This is a genomic window from Caproicibacterium sp. XB2 (assembly GCF_044880635.1).
GTDB classification, from domain to species: domain Bacteria; phylum Bacillota; class Clostridia; order Oscillospirales; family Acutalibacteraceae; genus Caproicibacterium; species Caproicibacterium lactatifermentans.
This window is the reverse complement of sequence record NZ_CP173227.1, coordinates 146,048-160,478: the sequence shown is the minus strand read 5'-3', so window position 1 is coordinate 160,478 and position 14,431 is coordinate 146,048. Positions and strand designations below refer to the sequence as shown.

Genomic DNA, 14,431 nt, shown 5'->3' with positions numbered 1-14,431 from the left:
ATAGGAATATGCATTCTGTATAATTTAAATTTTCTGTTTCTTTTAATAGAACATGGTACCAATGCCTTCATCGGTAAAGAGTTCCACTAAAATGGAGTGTGGAATACGTCCGTCAATGATATGTGCACGCTTTACGCCGCGGCGGACCGCCTCCACACAGCAGTCCACTTTCGGCACCATGCCGCCGGAAAGGATTCCCTGCTTGCGCAGTTTCGGCACAGAGGAAACCTGTACCACCGGAATAATGCTGCTGTCATCGGACGGGTCACGCAGAAGCCCGCGCACATCGGTCATCAGAATCAGTTTCTCCGCGTGCAGGCAGGCTGCAATGCGGGCAGCCGCCACGTCAGCGTTGATATTGTATACCTCGCTGTTTTCACCGCCCGCTATCGTGGAAACGACCGGAATATAGCCGGCGTTCTCGGCGTCCTCAATCACCGCTGGATTGACACAGGTAATCTCGCCGACATAACCGAGGTCCGCCTCCCCCTGCAGTTTTTCCGCGCCCAGCAGGGCGCCGTCCAGTCCGCACAGGCCGACCGCCCTTCCGCCGTTTTCCTGTAGCAGCTGCACCAGCGCCTTATTCACTTTTCCGGCCAATACCATCTGTACAATATCCATGGTTTCGGCGTCCGTTACACGCATACCGCCGATAAATCGGCTTTCTTTGCCGACCTTCTGCAGCATGGTGGAAATTTCCGGCCCGCCGCCGTGCACCAGTACCACATGAATGCCAACCAGCTGCATCAGTACAATATCGCGCATGACAGCATCCTTCAGTGCTTGGTCAATCATTGCATTGCCACCGTATTTTACCACAATGGTCTTTCCGGCAAGCTTTTGGATATATGGCAGTGCCTGCACCAATACCTGTGCACGGCCTGCATTTGAAATTTCCACGGTACTCCCCCCTGTGAACTATCTTTGCAATATACCAAACTGCCGAACCGAAGCTTATGTTCGGTAGTCACCGTTTATCTTTACATAGTCATAAGTCAGATCACAGCCATAAGCTGTTGCCGTGGCCGTGCCGTCATGCAGCGTAACCATAACTGTAATTTCGTCCTGCAGCAAAATTTCTTTGGCGCGGTCTTCATCAAACGGAACACCCGCCCCGCTGCGGCAGACAGGAATGGTGCCTGCCGGGGAGGAAAAGTCCACATCTACTTTGTGTACATCGACATTTGCGCCGCAGTAACCCACCGCGCACAGCACACGCCCCCAGTTGGCGTCCGCACCAAAAATAGCCGCCTTTACAAGGGAGGAACAAACAATCGCCTTCGCCACTTTGCGGGCGTCCGCGTCACTGACAGCCCCCGCCACTTCACACACCAGCAGGTGTTTGGCGCCTTCTCCGTCTTTGGCCATCGCACGTGCCAGCTGAATGCACAGTTTCCGCAGCGCTGTGACAAAGACCGGAAAATCCGGGCTGTCACTTGTCAATTCTTCATTGCCGGCGGCACCATCCGCCAGCAGCAGGCAGGTATCGTTGGTACTCATATCCTCATCTACACTAAGCATATTAAAGCTGTCTTTTGCCGCCAGACGCAGCGCTTTATCCAGTGCCGCCGCAGAAACAGCCGCGTCCGTGGTCAAAAAGCAAAGCATAGTGCACATATTGGGGTGAATCATGCCGGAGCCTTTGGAAATGCCGCCGATACGCACGGTTTTTCCACCCAAAGAAAACTCCACTGCCATATTTTTCGGCACACGGTCGGTGGTCATAATCGCCGTTGCCGCCTCCAAGCTGCCGTCCGCCGAAAGTCTTTCCGCAATCCGCGGAATGCCGGCAAGGATAGGCGGAAGCGGAAGCGGCTGACCAATAACACCCGTGCTGGCAACCAGCACGTCTTCTTCCGGAATATGCAGTGCGGCGGCTGCAGCCTCCGCCATTGCTTCGGCTTTCTGCAAGCCATCCGCATTGCAGGTGTTGGCGTTGGCGCTGTTGGCGACAACTGCCTGTGCCCAGCCGTTTTTCAAATGTTCCTTACAGACCGCAATGGGAGCGCCCTTCACCAGGTTGCTGGTAAAAATGCCTGCCGCCGTGCATGGCACGTCCGCGCACAGCAGGGCAAGGTCATTTTTATGGCCTTGTTTTCCGTAACAGTCCCTCAGGTTCTGTATAAAAGCCGCTGATTCTTTTTCGGAAAGCTGTGAGCAGGCGTGTATGCCCGCATAGACGCCCGCCGCACGGAATCCCTGTGGTGCGGTAACGCCGCCGTCTATCCACTTCATCTGTATCTCCCCCATTCGGTATTTTCCAAAGATGACCGGTCCGCCGTATGATTAAAACGCCGGTGGGAACATCGTCAGGCCTGTTTTTTCCGGCAGGCCAAGCGAAAGATTCATGTTCTGCACTGCCTGCCCAGCAGCACCCTTTACCATATTGTCCAGTGCAGAAACAGCGACCAGCATTTGTGTACGCGGGTCAATATGCAGCTCTATTTCACAAAAATTGCTGTACCGCACATGGTGAATATCGGCACGCATTCCCTGCGGCAGAACACGGACGAAAAATTCATTCTTATAAAATTCCTCGTACACTTTCTGGAGTTGTTCCAGTGTCGTACCGGGTGTTAAGTGTGCATAGCAAGTGGCCAGAATGCCGCGGTTCACCGGCAGCAGGTGGGGGGTAAACGTCACGGTCACTTCTTCGCCGCAGACACGCCGCAGTGTCTGTTCGATTTCGGGTGTATGGCGGTGCCCGCCTACCTTATAAGCATGCATTCCCTCGTTCAGCTCCGGATAATGTGTGTCCTGCGTCATTTTGCGGCCCGCACCGGTTACACCGGATTTGCAGTCAGCAATGATTCCGTCGTTGCTGATAAGTCCAGCCTTCAGCGCAGGCACCAGTGCCAGCGGCACCGCGGTGGTGTAGCATCCGGGGTTGGCAATTAGCTTTTTGCCACGTATCTGCTCCCGGAAAAATTCCGGCAGGCCGTACACTGCTTCGGCGTGCAGGTCCGGATACACCGCCTTCACGCCGTACCAGTGTTCGTACTCGTCCAACCGCTCCAGACGGAAATCGGCGCCAAGGTCAATAAAGACTTTGCCAGCATCATGGCATTCCTTTGCCAGCGGCTGAGAAAGGCCATGCGGCAGTGCCGCAAACACGGCGTCGCTTTTCTGTACGACCTCTTCCTGTGTACCGCAGACCATATCGCACAGGCCATAATAAGCCGGATAAACCGCGCTGAGCGGTTTTCCCTGAAAGCTGACCGAACTTACTGCGGCAAGCTGCACCTGTGGGTGGCCCGACAAAATGCGCACCAGTTCTGCACCGGCATAGCCGGTAGCTCCAATAATGCCAGCCTTGACAGTCATTGCTGATTCCCTCTTTCCCGGTGATTACAAAAAGGGCGGACTTGTGTCCGCCTCTTTTGCTGTTGTTATAAATGAATTCGCTTATTTCTTGTTTTTGGTCCACTGTTCTTTTTTAACTGCCTGTACTTTAATGGGCAGACCGAACAGGTTAATGAAGCCGTTTGCATCGCTCTGGTTGTAAACTTCGTCTACACTGAATGTAGCAACCTCTTCATCGTACAGGCTGTAAGGGCTGGTCACACCCGCATCAATGACGTTGCCTTTATACAGCTTCAGTTTTACATCGCCGGTCACGGTCTGCTGGGTGCTGTCCACAAAAGCAGAGAGTGCTTCCCGCAGAGGAGTAAACCATTTTCCATCGTATACCAGTTCCGCGAACTTGTCGCCAATGCCCTGCTTGTAGTGATAGGTATCTTTGTCCAAGCAGATTTCTTCAAGCTTATTATGTGCATGGTACAGAATGGTGCCGCCGGGGGTTTCATAAACGCCGCGGCTCTTCATGCCGACCAAACGGTTTTCCACAATATCGGCAATGCCAATGCCGTTTTCGCCGCCCACTTTGTTCAGCCGGCTCAAAAGGTCCACCGCGCACATCTTCTGGCCATTCAGTGCAGTAGCTTCGCCCTTTTCAAAGTGAATGGTCACATAAGTCGGTTTATCCGGTGCCTGTTCCGGGGATACACCCAGCTCCAGGAAGCCGGGTTTATTGTACTGCGGCTCATTCGCGGGGTTCTCGAGGTCAAGGCCCTCATGGGAAAGGTGCCAGAGGTTTTTATCTTTGCTGTAATTGGTTTTGCGTGTAATCTTCAGCGGAATATTGTGTGCCTCCGCATAATCAATCTCTTCGTCACGGGACTTCAGCGTCCACTCACGCCATGGGGCAATAATCGGCATATTCGGTGCAAAAGCCTTAATGCTCAGCTCAAAACGGACCTGGTCGTTGCCCTTGCCGGTGCAGCCGTGGCAGATGGCGTCAGCGCCCTCTGCTTTGGCAATTTCGACCAGACGTTTGGCAATCAGCGGACGCGCAAAGCTGGTGCCCAGCAGGTATTTGTTCTCATAAACCGCATCTGCCTTTACGGTCTGCCAGATGTAGTCCTCCACAAACTGCTTTTTCAGGTCTGCAATGTACAGCTTGCTGGCACCGGTTTCCTTTGCCTTCTGCTCCAGTCCGTCCAGTTCGCCCGCGCCTTGGCCAACGTCGGCCGCCACAGCAATGACTTCACAGTTATTGTAGTTCTCTTTCAGCCACGGAATGATAATAGATGTGTCCAGCCCGCCGGAATATGCCAGTACAACCTTTTTAATCGCTGTTTTATCCATAATAGGTAGCCTCCGCTTGTTTTTTTGTTGTTGGCAATATTATAGCGCTAAAATGAAAAAATACAAGTCTTTTTTGCATATTTATTCATATTTATAAGTTTTGAATAAGAATTATTCACATAAATATTCGGTTTCCGTCTTTTTTCAGAAGGCGGCGGCTTTCGTTTTTTTTCATGCCCATTTGTGCTATACTGAAAAGATACCAAATACTGCATAATGGAGGTTTTTTACCTATGAAAGAAATTGCCGCAGAAAAACTGCCGTTTGCCCCATTTGACCAAATCGGAAAGGGCTGGATGCTGGTAAGTGCCGGTTCGCCCGAAAAGTGCAGCACCATGACCGCCTCCTGGGGCGGACTGGGTGTTATGTGGGGCAAGAATGTTGCCGCCATTGTTATCCGCCCACAGCGCCATACGCTCACCTTTTTGGAGAAGGCCGACCACTGGACACTCAGCTTCTTTGATGAAAAATACCGCCCCGCCCTTAACTACTGCGGCAGTCACTCCGGCGGTGAAAACGAAAAAATCGCCGCGGCCGGTCTGACACTGGTGCCCGGCACGAAGGTACCGGTATTTCAGCAGGCAAAGCTGACGCTGGTATGCCGGAAACTGTACCGCCAACCAATGGACCCGCACGGCCTGGTGGATTCCTCTTTGGATACTCGCTGGTATCCAAACAAAGACTACCATATTCTGTTCGTTGGAGAAATTGAAAAGGCTTTGCAGCCGTAATTCTGCAAGAAAATACAGTAAAGGTATACAAAGCTGTTTTTCCGCAGAACGACAGCAAAATGCCCTCTGTGCAGCAATAAAGCTTGTACAGAGGGCATTCTTTTCGGAAAAACAAGGTTCAGCCTTTGACGGCACCGCTGAGTATTCCTTGGATAAAGTTCTTCTGAAACAGCAGGAAGAAAATCAGCACCGGCAACAAATGTTTATTGAGCACAGTATAATAAAAGAACGATTCTGTTTTATTTCATCTTCCAAATATTTTGTACAGCTTTTGCAGCAAACCTTCCTGGTGCCGTTGTTCCGCGGGTCACAGGCATCATCAATCGCCCAGCGGTTTTCGCGGTCATACAGAATAGCCACATCAGCGTGCACCGCACCATATCGTGCGAACAAGCCGTTTCCGCAGTGGATCTCTATTTTATATAAAAACGGTTTTTACCGAGTGATTAAAGTTTAGGCTTTTGTGATGCTGTTCGTTTGCAGGAATGGCTGTACCGCGGGGAAAAGTGCCGGCCCGACAAAAGCTTCCAGCGCCAGTCCCTCCGATGTATATTTCTCCTGCAGCACTGTTCCCTGCTCCCGCACACGAGCGGCAAGTCCGCTCTGTGAAAATGGCAGCAGCAGCTGCACACGGCGCACCTGTACCGGCAGCGCATCCTGTATTGCCTGCAGCAGATTCGGAATGCCCTCCCCTGTTTTGGCACTGATGCGTATGCCCTGCCCTATCTGCGGCAGGCCTGTCAGCCCCGGCACTTGGTCACATTTGTTAAGCACCGGCAGCATTTTCCCTGTACAGCCCAGTCCTGTCAGCAGGTCGCTGGTCACCTTCAGGTGTGTCTGTGCTTCTGGGCTGGAAGCATCACAGACGTTTAAAAGGATATCCGCCTGCGCGGCCTGCTCCAGCGTAGACCGAAACGCCTTTACCAACTGATGCGGCAGTCGGCGCACCAGCCCGACGGTGTCTATCAGCATAACAGAAAATCCATTTGGCAGGCGCAGCGCCCGGGCTGTTGGGTCCAGCGTAGCGAAAAGGCGGTCCTCCGCCAGCACACCCGCGTCTGTCAGCGCATTCATCAGTGTGCTTTTCCCGGCGTTGGTATATCCCACCAGTGCCGCTGTGACTACACCGTCTTTTCGCCGGCGGCGTTCTATCTGCTGCCGGTGTTTCTCCACTTCTTCCAGCTGTACCTGCAGGGAACGGATACGGCCACGGATATGACGGCGGTCGGTTTCCAGTTTGGTTTCACCGGGGCCTCGTGTACCAATGCCGCCGCCCAAACGTGACAGTGCCGTTCCTCTTCCAGAAAGCCTCGGCAGCAGGTATTCCAGCTGTGCAAGCTCCACCTGCAGCTTACCCTCTCTGCTGCGGGCACTGCAGGCAAAAATGTCCATAATCAACATGGTACGGTCCACTACCCGCACGCTTGTGTCTTCCTCTAGATTTCGTATCTGGGTAGGCGTTAGCTCTCGGTCAAAAATGAGCAGTTCTATGTGGTGTTTTTCGCAAAAATCCGCAATCTGCTGCACCATGCCTTTTCCTACACAGGTCGCAGCGTCCGCGGACGGGCGTTTCTGCGTCATTGCCCCAAAAGGGACAGCACCCGCGCTGCGCACCAGTTCGTACAGCTCTGCCAGCGAAGACTCTGCGTCATCCTCTCCGGTGTCACACTCCACCAGCAGGGCCCGTGGCAGCTCCCGCTTATTTTCATACATACTGTTTCCTCCCGCTTGGCCATTTTCACAAAGTTCGTCAGGTTTTGCTTTATTGTACGCCCTGCGCCCTTTATTTGCAAATCAGCGGAACGCAATATAGCGGTACGTTTTTCCCTTCTCGTTTAGTTTGGTATATACACTGTCCGTATCGTCGTTCTGCACGGCAAAGCCGCTGCCCTGCAGATATACACCGTCACCGTACACAAACCCGCCGACTGCTCCCGTGTATAGAACCAAATTTCCAGCCGCGTCCTTCTGAATCGGACTTTGGTTCTGCGGATAAATCAAGAGCACCTGCGGGGCAAAGGGCAGCGAAACAAGCTGCATATCCTCGTTGTTTCCTTTATAGGTCCCCATGGTCAGCGACGTTTTGTCGCTGGCCGTCTTGTGCAGGGCCGTATCCGCGATATGCTGTGAAAAAAGGTCATCAATTTTTTGGTTATCACTTACAAAATCCGTTCGCTGCGGATGGTCTTCCGCACTCCAAAGATTAAGCCCGTGGGCTGTTTTGCTGCTGGATGGCATTCTATTCTCCTCCTCTAGTTTTACCTGTGCTTAAAAAACTAATCTGTTAATATCTGCTTATAAAAGCACTCTAAAATATTACTCTCTCCCCGTCCCATGTTTTCCACGTACGGTTTTTGGCATCCTGCTGCTTCCAGGAAGCACCGCCGCTGTCCAGTGCCTTCCATGTGGCATCTGCACCGCTCAGGTCCAGTTCCCCCTGCAGCTGTGCCGGCAGCATTCGGCGCAGCACACGTACAACAAACGCGCGGTCTTCCGGCAGCGTTTCCGGACAAAAAATCACTTTCTCGTCCGCTGGGCATTCATACAGTGGACCGGCAATTCCCAGTGCCTGCTGCAAACGCTGAAAAGACGCCCGTGTACAAGTTTTCGCCGCTGGGCTGCACAGAAACAGACCAACTGCCCGACGCAGATCTCCTCCGTCCACAATTCCCAGCAGGGAACAAACACCGGAAAATCCCCAGCTCTGTGCACTGACAAGAAAGGCCTCTTGTTCTATTTCGTTCAACATATCATAAACGGAATCCAGCCCGGCGGCAAAAGCCTCCAGCTTTGCCGCCGCAAAGCTGTTTTCCTTCTGCAGGTCATAGGCACCCATTGGCTGCAGACGGCGGCGCATACTGTCAAGCGGTTTCACAGCAACACCACCTCCGATGCGGCGTTCAGCGTCACCAGTGTATCCGGAGCCGCAGTCGGAAACACCAAATTCGTTGGCAGCAGAACATCTTCCGCGCATCCGGTCTGCATAATAGCCGCCATCAGCCGAGCCGCCGTCATGGTCTGTCCGATTTTCAGTTCGTCAAAACTGTCCTTCATTGCCTGCTGGACAGCCGTTTTGGTGTCTTCGTCCGTCTGTCCTTCTTTCTTTTTCACTTGTACTGTCAGCTGAACCGGCGTAGTTTTTGCCGGATAAACTTTTATCTGCACATTCAGTCCACGCATCTGTTCCAGCGCAGCTTTCACCTTTGCCGCTGTGTCATTTGTCACGGATGCACCCCGGCTGGCAAGCCAAATCGTCACCCCGCCTTTTTCCGGAACAGCTGTCTGTACAAAAACGCTACTGACTCCTGGCTGCTGCAGTGCTGTCTTCCTGTAAAAAGCGGAATTTGCGCCGTTATCCGTCTGCTTTTCTTCTTCCATCAGACGTTTCCGCAGCTGGTCATCGGTTTCTTCCGTCCGCCCGCCGGAAAAGGCCGCTGGATTGGTGACAGCCTCAATATAAGCATTTCTTTTCTCCAGCTGTGTTACCGTCCCAGCTAAGACGTTCCCTTCTTCCCCGTCTTTGACCGCGCGGACAGGGACCTCCGCCACCGAGCTTGGGCCACAGTCCAGCTCCACTTGTTCCAGTGTTTCAAAAACGACGGGATGGCTTCCGCCGGTCGTACAGCGTGTTCCCGCTGAAAGAATTACTGTAAAAATCGTGCTTTTCGCCGTTTTGGTAAAGCGAAGCGTTCCCTGTGCCTTTGCCGCAGACGTACGGGAAAGTCCCGCCTGCTGTGCCAGTTTGTCCAGCTGTTCACCCGCAGCAGTCTGCGGCAGAAGAGATGCCTTCAGCCACTCAACATTGGCCGACAAGCTGTACAATTCGCCCGCCAATACCCGAAAGCACACCCCCGTGTCACTGTCTGCCGTCGGCTGAATACCGGTCTTCTCCTGATATGTGTTCTCCATCTTCTGTACCAATTCTTCATACGAAATCATTCTTTCACCCCTTACGCATATGGCACCAAAACTGTTTTTTCCATACTGCCTGCGCGCAGCTGAACTGACGTTCCTGTTTCCTCCAAATGTACCCTCTGCAGCAGGACCTTCCCCGCCAGCGGTGCCAGTGCCTCTTGGACAAGCAGCACCGCCTTCTGTTCAGCGCCGGGCGCCGCCGCCTGTTCCGCAGAAAATGTCCGGCAGCCAAAGTCCGGTGCATACACAAAGCTTCCCCGCTGTATCAGCAGCCGTCTTGCGGCACCCTGCAGCTGTGCCTCCTCTTTGTCCACAGTTTCCAGCACACCGCCCGGTGAAAGAACATAATCCCCGTTTTCCAGCCGATTTTCCACTTACTTCTCCTCCTTCGCCGCAAAGGTCTGGCCGTTAATCACAACCTCTCCGCTCGCTGTCAGGTAAACCTCCGCTCCACCCTGCGACACCAGCCGCAGTTCTCCCGGCTTTAAATCATCTGTATTTCCGGCGGTTCCCAAACACATGGTGCCGCTGTCTGTTTTCAGCAGCACTGCTTTGCTGCCCGCGGGTGCGCACCACTGAACTCCCCACGGCCCGCACATCTGCACCTTTTCATCGGAAACCGCTGTTTGGGCACTGCTTTCTCCGGTAATCATGCCTGTCTTGGTGCTGCTGCCGCGGTTTTCCTGCAGCAGCCGGTCTACAATCCACATCTATTTCGCTGCCTCCCGTTTTTATCCGTTTTGCAGCAACAGGCGCGTTGTTTTGCCTTCTGTACTCAGCTGGTACAAAATTTGTTTAACCTGCAGCTGCAGTGTCTCCTGCGGCAGCCAAAGTACCGCTGGCTGCCACAGCTTCACCGGCTGCCAGCCCACGCACAAGACCGATGTTGTCTGCACCTGTCCACATGCTTCCTGCAGTGCTGCCTCAGGTGCAGCACTGATGCGCCTGCGCAGAATACCCGTCTGCCGAACTGCCGAATCCTGTATACAATTCTCCAGTTCGCCGCTGCGGATGCCCCACACCTCCGAAAGCTGCCGATACATCTGCCAAGTGCGGCACACTTTTAGATACGGAATACCCGATTTTCCCAACACCGCCGGTTCTGAAAAAGTGGGCTGTTCCGCGCGTAGAACGCCGTTTTCCTCCCACAGAGCTGTCCCCAAAAATGACTGACAGAACGTGTCCAGTGCCTGCCATTCGCTTTTGTTGGAATCAATGGTATACGGTGTGTCAAATACACGCATATCGCCCACGATTTGTGTGAATCCGTATGGTACAGCGCAGGTTTGGAACAAATTCCGCAGCCCCGGGTGCAGCCATGTTCCCGGTAGTGCCTGGCTGTCCAGCAGCAGCGCCGCCCTGCTGCGCACCGAAAGGTGCAAAAGCCTGCCGTCTGTTTCCCGCATGGTGTCCACCGGCCCGTCAAACAGGACCTTGCCCGCCGCCGCCATCCGGAAAAAGGCAGCCGGCCGCACGGGCCCCGTCAGCGGAAAGACCGCCTCCAAAACATCGGCCGGTGCGCTCACACTTCTTTGCAGGGTTACTTTCACAGGCGATGCCAGTATCTGCTGTCCGCCGTCCGCATCATACAGAATGCCGTTCACGGCACCACCAGCTTTTGTCCAGCCGTCAGCTCATTGGCCCATCGAATGTGCCCAGGGTTCGCCTGCAGCAGTTCTTCCGGCGTTGTACCGGCTGCCGTGGCCGCGCTCCACAGGCAGTCACCTGTTTTGGCTGTGTACACTCCCGGCTGTTTTGCCTGCGGCAGCAGTTCCTGAAAAAGGAATCGATACACAATGTAAGTCCGGCGCAGCGGCTGCTGCAGCGAAAGTTCCGCAAAAATCGCCTGCACCGGCTTTCTGCCCGGCAAATACAGTGTTCCGGAACCTCCCCCAGCATAGCAGGCACACAGCGCTTCCCACTCCTGCTCTGCCTCCTCGCCAACAAATACGCCGCTGCCGGACACCACGCGTCCATGCTGCCCCAGTTCCTGCAGGGTTTCCCCGCTTTCCGGCTGTGGCAGGACATCCACATATTTCTGGTTCTGCATCTGCAGGCTGTCCGGCAGACGCGGCCATGTAAAATCCTTGTACGCCATAAAAAGCTGTTTCATGTTCCGCTCTCCTCCTGTGGGGGCCGCGGATAGCGCAGATACTGCATTTCCAGTTCCTCGCTCAGTTTTTCCTGCGGTGTCAGAAGTTCCTCATTCACAGTCTTCCTCTCCTTCCTGCTGCAGCACGGCCCATGTGTACAGCCGCCGGTTTTTCAGGTACCGACCACCGCAGCGCAGTACGGTATACAGCCGGCCCCCACAAGACAGTTTTGTGCCCTCCCGCGGGCAAAATTCCGCCGGAGCTGTACAGATGCTGCGGCTGTCCTGCAAATCGTTCGGACGCAGCGACCGCAGAACGACTGGCGCTTTCTGACCACCGCACACGGCCTCCTCACCGTATCGTTCCAGCATCTGCGCAACAAACGCGGCCCGCGTCATGGCACGCTCCTGAAAATGAAACGCTCATCACGCAGGTACGGCGCGGCGGCCGCCAGTGACTCCTTCCAAAGTTCTTTTGCCGCTGCACGTTCCTGTGTGTTGTCGCCGTGCACATCTCCGGCCGTGAAGCTGCCTGCAGGTTCCGTCAGGGTAAGCTGCAAATGCACCAGTGCGGCAGCGGCAGTTTCCAGCAGGGAATCGCCCCCATCTTTTCGGCGGCAGTTCTCCAGCCGGTCCACCGCTTCCTGTGCCAGCGGCCGGTATTTCTCTGCTTCGTCCGCCTGCAAGCCGTGCAGAAGCTGCAGCTTATTTAAGATATTGTCTGTTTCCATGTTTCTCTCCTTTTCCATCTGCAAAAACAGACTTCCCAAACCCACCCGCCCAGTTCTGTTCCTGCTTTAGTCCGTATAATCCAGCATTTTGACAGCACCGTTGAAAATTTTTGTAAATCCTGCAATCGTGCTGATGGTCGCACGTTCCAGCTGACGGTCTATCAGCTTGTCATACTCGGTCTGTACACCGCCTGCTTGCACCATTTCCAATGCACAGGTGTGGTCCAGTCCCAGCAGTTTGCCGTCCGGTACATCCGGCACATGCAGCAGTTCCGCACCCATGGGCGAAACCATCTTGCCTGTCCCCTGGAAGTTTAGGCCCGCCTGTGCGTCACGCATTTCCGCAAGGCCCAGCACTTTCTGTACAGCGGCCGTACCGCCCAGCAGCACATTCATACGATAAGGTGAAAGTTTGCCCCACAGCTTTAAAAGGCTGTCATAAGAAAGCGCTTCACCGGAAATCTCTTCGGCTTTATCGGTTCCGTCGTCGCCGTTCAGCAGGACCTGCACCGCGTCGCCCATCTGTGCGCGCACAATATACGCACCAATCTGCCGCAGCGTAACGGTAAACAAGTCCAAATGCTGAAAGCGCAGTGCTTCGTAGCTTGCCACCAGCATGCGGCCGCGCTTATGCAGCTGCACCAAATGGTCCTGTGTGCGCACGACTGTCTGTGGAATCGCGGCGCCTTCGGCTACCGTTTTCAGTTTCTTTTCCTCTTCCAGCGGCGCACTGACAATGGTGCGGTAGTCCATTCCTTCTACGTTTGTCACCGTAGCCACCAGCCGGGGCAGCAGATTCTCCTGCTCCATGCCCTGCCGTACCGCACGGCAGATATACTCTGGGAACAGGGCAGCGCTGTCTCCCGTCTGGAAGAACTTTTCCACACGGTCACTGCCCGCGCCACTTACATGAATGTCAAAGCGCTTCAGCTGCCGCTGATACGCGTCTAGGTCCTCCAGCGGTGTTCCACGGTAATTTTCAGAACTATCCAGTCCCTCCAGCACCTGTGTAAAGGATTTTCCGGTGCCGTACATGCCCTTGTCCAAATGTAAATTTTCATAAAATGCCATATAAATGCCCTCCTTACAGAAGCAGACCGATTGTTGTACTGTCAGTGTCCACGACCAGCCGCTGAACGCCGCCGTCCGCTGTGGAAACCGCCACTTTTCCATTTGCCGCGGTCAGAGTCTGATACCCCAGCGCAGGTTTTGCCCCGCTGTAGGGCAGCTGTACATAGCCCTCCATCTGCACGGCCGCCACACCGTCGCGCCACGACAGCACCACGCCACAGAAATTTCCACTTGCCGCGGACACGGTGCCGTTTGCCGTCACCATCACCGGTGTACCCGGCGTCAGCTGTGTCTTGCAAAGAAAAGTCGCTGCGTTTTCTCCATATCCATTCATTGAAGTTTCCATTTTTTCCTCCTAAATATCTTGTTCCTTAAATGCGGAAATCGTTGTTCTCATCCGGTGCGGCTGTCCGTTCCGGGGCCAGCTGTACCTGCAGCGGCAGGCGCCGGTTTGCCGCATGGGACAGGACCTTTTCCACCTGTTCCAGTTCCTCCGGCGACAGGCTCTCCGTCATCTTCTTAGCCGATGCGGCCGGCACGCCCGGGCACGCCAGTGAAAAATAACGGGTCGTTTCCTCTGTCAGGTGTTCTTTCCAGCGCCGTCCCCATTCGGCGGCGTCCTCGCTTTCTTCCGCCGCTGGCGGATAGCTTTTGGTAACACCGGCAGCCCGCTGTGCCGGTACTGCGACAAAGCTCCATTCATAAGCGTCTTTCGGGTCGCTCAAAATGGTACAGCAAACCTTTCCCTGATATTTTCCGCCTTTTTGATGCCCACAGGGGTGTTTTCGGCGGTCTGCCCCACATACGGAGCACACTGCACTGCCCATGGCACAGCCAACGCTCACTTCTTTTTTAATGCCGCTGTCTATTTCCAAAATCAAGTCCTCGTTGCCTTTGGTGCGCGGCATATACGCCTTTGCGGTCAGGCGGCTGTACGGTTCCCCCGCCGCTGTTTTTCGGCTGGTGTCTGTTTCCACACTGGTGTCGTAAATGCGTGCGCTTTGTGTTCGTGCATCCATGCTGTGGTTAAACAGCCCGCTTTTCCCCAGGAAAAGGCCAGCAAGCCCATACAAGGCCGATACGGAAAAGCGTTCGCCGTCACGGTCGATTTCGTTGTCGCACAGCACCAGCCCAAAGGTGTACACTTCCTCCTTAGAAAATGGCCTTCGTGTGTACTGGTTAATTTTCTGCAGATCCTCTTTTTCCGGTGCCTGCACACTTTTCAGCACATATCCGTTCTGCAT

At 54.3% G+C, this 14,431-nt stretch carries 19 protein-coding genes; 2 read left to right on the top strand and 17 right to left on the bottom strand.

Going from position 1 to position 14,431, the window contains the following annotated elements; genetic code table 11:
• Positions 1 to 42: 42 nt before the first annotated feature.
• The 4 genes from argB to ACIHKT_RS00695 all read right to left on the bottom strand — a co-directional run bounded on the left by argB (position 43) and on the right by ACIHKT_RS00695 (position 4,647).
• Positions 43 to 900, bottom strand: coding sequence for an acetylglutamate kinase (gene argB, locus ACIHKT_RS00710; RefSeq protein ID WP_086034951.1), 858 nt, complete (start codon positions 898 to 900; stop codon positions 43 to 45).
• A gap of 54 nt (positions 901 to 954) precedes the next feature.
• On the bottom strand, positions 955 to 2,235 hold the full coding sequence (gene argJ / locus ACIHKT_RS00705) for a bifunctional glutamate N-acetyltransferase/amino-acid acetyltransferase ArgJ (RefSeq protein ID WP_086034950.1): 1,281 nt from the start codon (positions 2,233 to 2,235) through the stop codon (positions 955 to 957).
• 51 nt (positions 2,236 to 2,286) lie between these two features.
• Positions 2,287 to 3,324, bottom strand: coding sequence for an N-acetyl-gamma-glutamyl-phosphate reductase (gene argC, locus ACIHKT_RS00700; protein WP_086034949.1), 1,038 nt, complete (start codon positions 3,322 to 3,324; stop codon positions 2,287 to 2,289).
• Positions 3,325 to 3,405: 81 nt separating this feature from the next.
• The gene (locus ACIHKT_RS00695; RefSeq protein WP_086034948.1) at positions 3,406 to 4,647 is read right to left on the bottom strand and encodes an argininosuccinate synthase; all 1,242 of its coding nucleotides are present in this window, start codon (positions 4,645 to 4,647) and stop codon (positions 3,406 to 3,408) included.
• 233 nt (positions 4,648 to 4,880) lie between these two features.
• Between ACIHKT_RS00695 and ACIHKT_RS00690 the strand changes: the two genes are divergently transcribed.
• Both ACIHKT_RS00690 and ACIHKT_RS00685 read left to right on the top strand, forming a co-directional pair.
• Positions 4,881 to 5,378, top strand: a complete 498-nt coding sequence (locus ACIHKT_RS00690) for a flavin reductase (RefSeq protein WP_086034947.1) — start codon at positions 4,881 to 4,883, stop codon at positions 5,376 to 5,378.
• A complete protein-coding gene (locus tag ACIHKT_RS00685) occupies positions 5,356 to 5,835 on the top strand; it encodes a hypothetical protein (protein WP_086034946.1) in 480 nt (159 codons plus the stop codon). The genes ACIHKT_RS00690 and ACIHKT_RS00685 overlap by 23 nt, the downstream gene beginning before the upstream one ends.
• Here the strand turns inward: ACIHKT_RS00685 and hflX are convergent.
• The 13 genes from hflX to ACIHKT_RS00620 all read right to left on the bottom strand — a co-directional run bounded on the left by hflX (position 5,832) and on the right by ACIHKT_RS00620 (position 14,431).
• On the bottom strand, positions 5,832 to 7,091 hold the full coding sequence (gene hflX / locus ACIHKT_RS00680; RefSeq protein ID WP_086034945.1) for a GTPase HflX: 1,260 nt from the start codon (positions 7,089 to 7,091) through the stop codon (positions 5,832 to 5,834). The two genes, ACIHKT_RS00685 and hflX, sit on opposite strands and share 4 nt — an antisense overlap.
• Positions 7,092 to 7,172: 81 nt before the next feature.
• Positions 7,173 to 7,616: a hypothetical protein gene (locus ACIHKT_RS00675; protein WP_086034944.1), complete on the bottom strand. Its 444-nt coding sequence runs from the start codon at positions 7,614 to 7,616 to the stop codon at positions 7,173 to 7,175.
• A gap of 70 nt (positions 7,617 to 7,686) precedes the next feature.
• On the bottom strand, positions 7,687 to 8,253 hold the full coding sequence (locus ACIHKT_RS00670; protein ID WP_086034943.1) for a hypothetical protein: 567 nt from the start codon (positions 8,251 to 8,253) through the stop codon (positions 7,687 to 7,689).
• The gene (locus ACIHKT_RS00665) at positions 8,250 to 9,317 is read right to left on the bottom strand and encodes a baseplate J/gp47 family protein (protein WP_174403087.1); all 1,068 of its coding nucleotides are present in this window, start codon (positions 9,315 to 9,317) and stop codon (positions 8,250 to 8,252) included. The genes ACIHKT_RS00670 and ACIHKT_RS00665 overlap by 4 nt, the downstream gene beginning before the upstream one ends.
• 11 nt (positions 9,318 to 9,328) lie before the next feature.
• Entirely contained in the window at positions 9,329 to 9,667 is a 339-nt protein-coding gene (locus ACIHKT_RS00660) for a hypothetical protein (protein WP_174192620.1), read from the bottom strand.
• Positions 9,668 to 10,003, bottom strand: coding sequence for a hypothetical protein (locus tag ACIHKT_RS00655; RefSeq protein ID WP_086034940.1), 336 nt, complete (start codon positions 10,001 to 10,003; stop codon positions 9,668 to 9,670).
• Between the two features lie 21 nt (positions 10,004 to 10,024).
• Positions 10,025 to 10,897: a hypothetical protein gene (locus ACIHKT_RS00650; protein ID WP_086034939.1), complete on the bottom strand. Its 873-nt coding sequence runs from the start codon at positions 10,895 to 10,897 to the stop codon at positions 10,025 to 10,027.
• Positions 10,894 to 11,406, bottom strand: a complete 513-nt coding sequence (locus ACIHKT_RS00645) for a LysM peptidoglycan-binding domain-containing protein (protein WP_086034938.1) — start codon at positions 11,404 to 11,406, stop codon at positions 10,894 to 10,896. Before ACIHKT_RS00645 ends, ACIHKT_RS00650 begins: the two co-directional genes overlap by 4 nt.
• A 90-nt stretch (positions 11,407 to 11,496) precedes the next feature.
• Positions 11,497 to 11,784 carry a hypothetical protein gene (locus tag ACIHKT_RS00640; RefSeq protein ID WP_086034937.1) on the bottom strand — a complete coding sequence of 96 codons (288 nt, stop codon included), beginning with the start codon at positions 11,782 to 11,784 and terminating at the stop codon, positions 11,497 to 11,499.
• The gene (locus ACIHKT_RS00635) at positions 11,781 to 12,116 is read right to left on the bottom strand and encodes a hypothetical protein (protein ID WP_157658873.1); all 336 of its coding nucleotides are present in this window, start codon (positions 12,114 to 12,116) and stop codon (positions 11,781 to 11,783) included. The genes ACIHKT_RS00640 and ACIHKT_RS00635 overlap by 4 nt, the downstream gene beginning before the upstream one ends.
• A 66-nt stretch (positions 12,117 to 12,182) precedes the next feature.
• Complete coding sequence (locus ACIHKT_RS00630; RefSeq protein ID WP_086034935.1) at positions 12,183 to 13,187, bottom strand: phage major capsid protein; 1,005 nt, start codon at positions 13,185 to 13,187, stop codon at positions 12,183 to 12,185.
• Positions 13,188 to 13,200: 13 nt separating this feature from the next.
• Positions 13,201 to 13,533 carry a hypothetical protein gene (locus ACIHKT_RS00625; protein ID WP_086034934.1) on the bottom strand — a complete coding sequence of 111 codons (333 nt, stop codon included), beginning with the start codon at positions 13,531 to 13,533 and terminating at the stop codon, positions 13,201 to 13,203.
• 25 nt (positions 13,534 to 13,558) lie between these two features.
• Positions 13,559 to 14,431, bottom strand: coding sequence for a hypothetical protein (locus ACIHKT_RS00620; protein WP_086034933.1), 873 nt, complete (start codon positions 14,429 to 14,431; stop codon positions 13,559 to 13,561).

Excerpts from the sequence above, each read along its gene's own strand:
- argJ (WP_086034950.1), bottom strand. The coding sequence starts at position 2,235 with ATGAAGTGGATAGACGGCGGCGTTACCGCACCACAGGGATTCCGTGCG.
- argC (WP_086034949.1), bottom strand. The coding sequence starts at position 3,324 with ATGACTGTCAAGGCTGGCATTATTGGAGCTACCGGCTATGCCGGTGCA.
- ACIHKT_RS00695 (WP_086034948.1), bottom strand. The coding sequence starts at position 4,647 with ATGGATAAAACAGCGATTAAAAAGGTTGTACTGGCATATTCCGGCGGG.
- ACIHKT_RS00690 (WP_086034947.1), top strand. The coding sequence starts at position 4,881 with ATGAAAGAAATTGCCGCAGAAAAACTGCCGTTTGCCCCATTTGACCAA.
- hflX (WP_086034945.1), bottom strand. The coding sequence starts at position 7,091 with ATGTATGAAAATAAGCGGGAGCTGCCACGGGCCCTGCTGGTGGAGTGT.
- ACIHKT_RS00675 (WP_086034944.1), bottom strand. The coding sequence starts at position 7,616 with ATGCCATCCAGCAGCAAAACAGCCCACGGGCTTAATCTTTGGAGTGCG.
- ACIHKT_RS00665 (WP_174403087.1), bottom strand. The coding sequence starts at position 9,317 with ATGATTTCGTATGAAGAATTGGTACAGAAGATGGAGAACACATATCAG.
- ACIHKT_RS00655 (WP_086034940.1), bottom strand. The coding sequence starts at position 10,003 with ATGTGGATTGTAGACCGGCTGCTGCAGGAAAACCGCGGCAGCAGCACC.
- ACIHKT_RS00645 (WP_086034938.1), bottom strand. The coding sequence starts at position 11,406 with ATGAAACAGCTTTTTATGGCGTACAAGGATTTTACATGGCCGCGTCTG.
- ACIHKT_RS00640 (WP_086034937.1), bottom strand. The coding sequence starts at position 11,784 with ATGACGCGGGCCGCGTTTGTTGCGCAGATGCTGGAACGATACGGTGAG.
- ACIHKT_RS00635 (WP_157658873.1), bottom strand. The coding sequence starts at position 12,116 with ATGGAAACAGACAATATCTTAAATAAGCTGCAGCTTCTGCACGGCTTG.
- ACIHKT_RS00630 (WP_086034935.1), bottom strand. The coding sequence starts at position 13,187 with ATGGCATTTTATGAAAATTTACATTTGGACAAGGGCATGTACGGCACC.
- ACIHKT_RS00625 (WP_086034934.1), bottom strand. The coding sequence starts at position 13,533 with ATGGAAACTTCAATGAATGGATATGGAGAAAACGCAGCGACTTTTCTT.
- ACIHKT_RS00620 (WP_086034933.1), bottom strand. The coding sequence starts at position 14,431 with ATGCAGAACGGATATGTGCTGAAAAGTGTGCAGGCACCGGAAAAAGAG.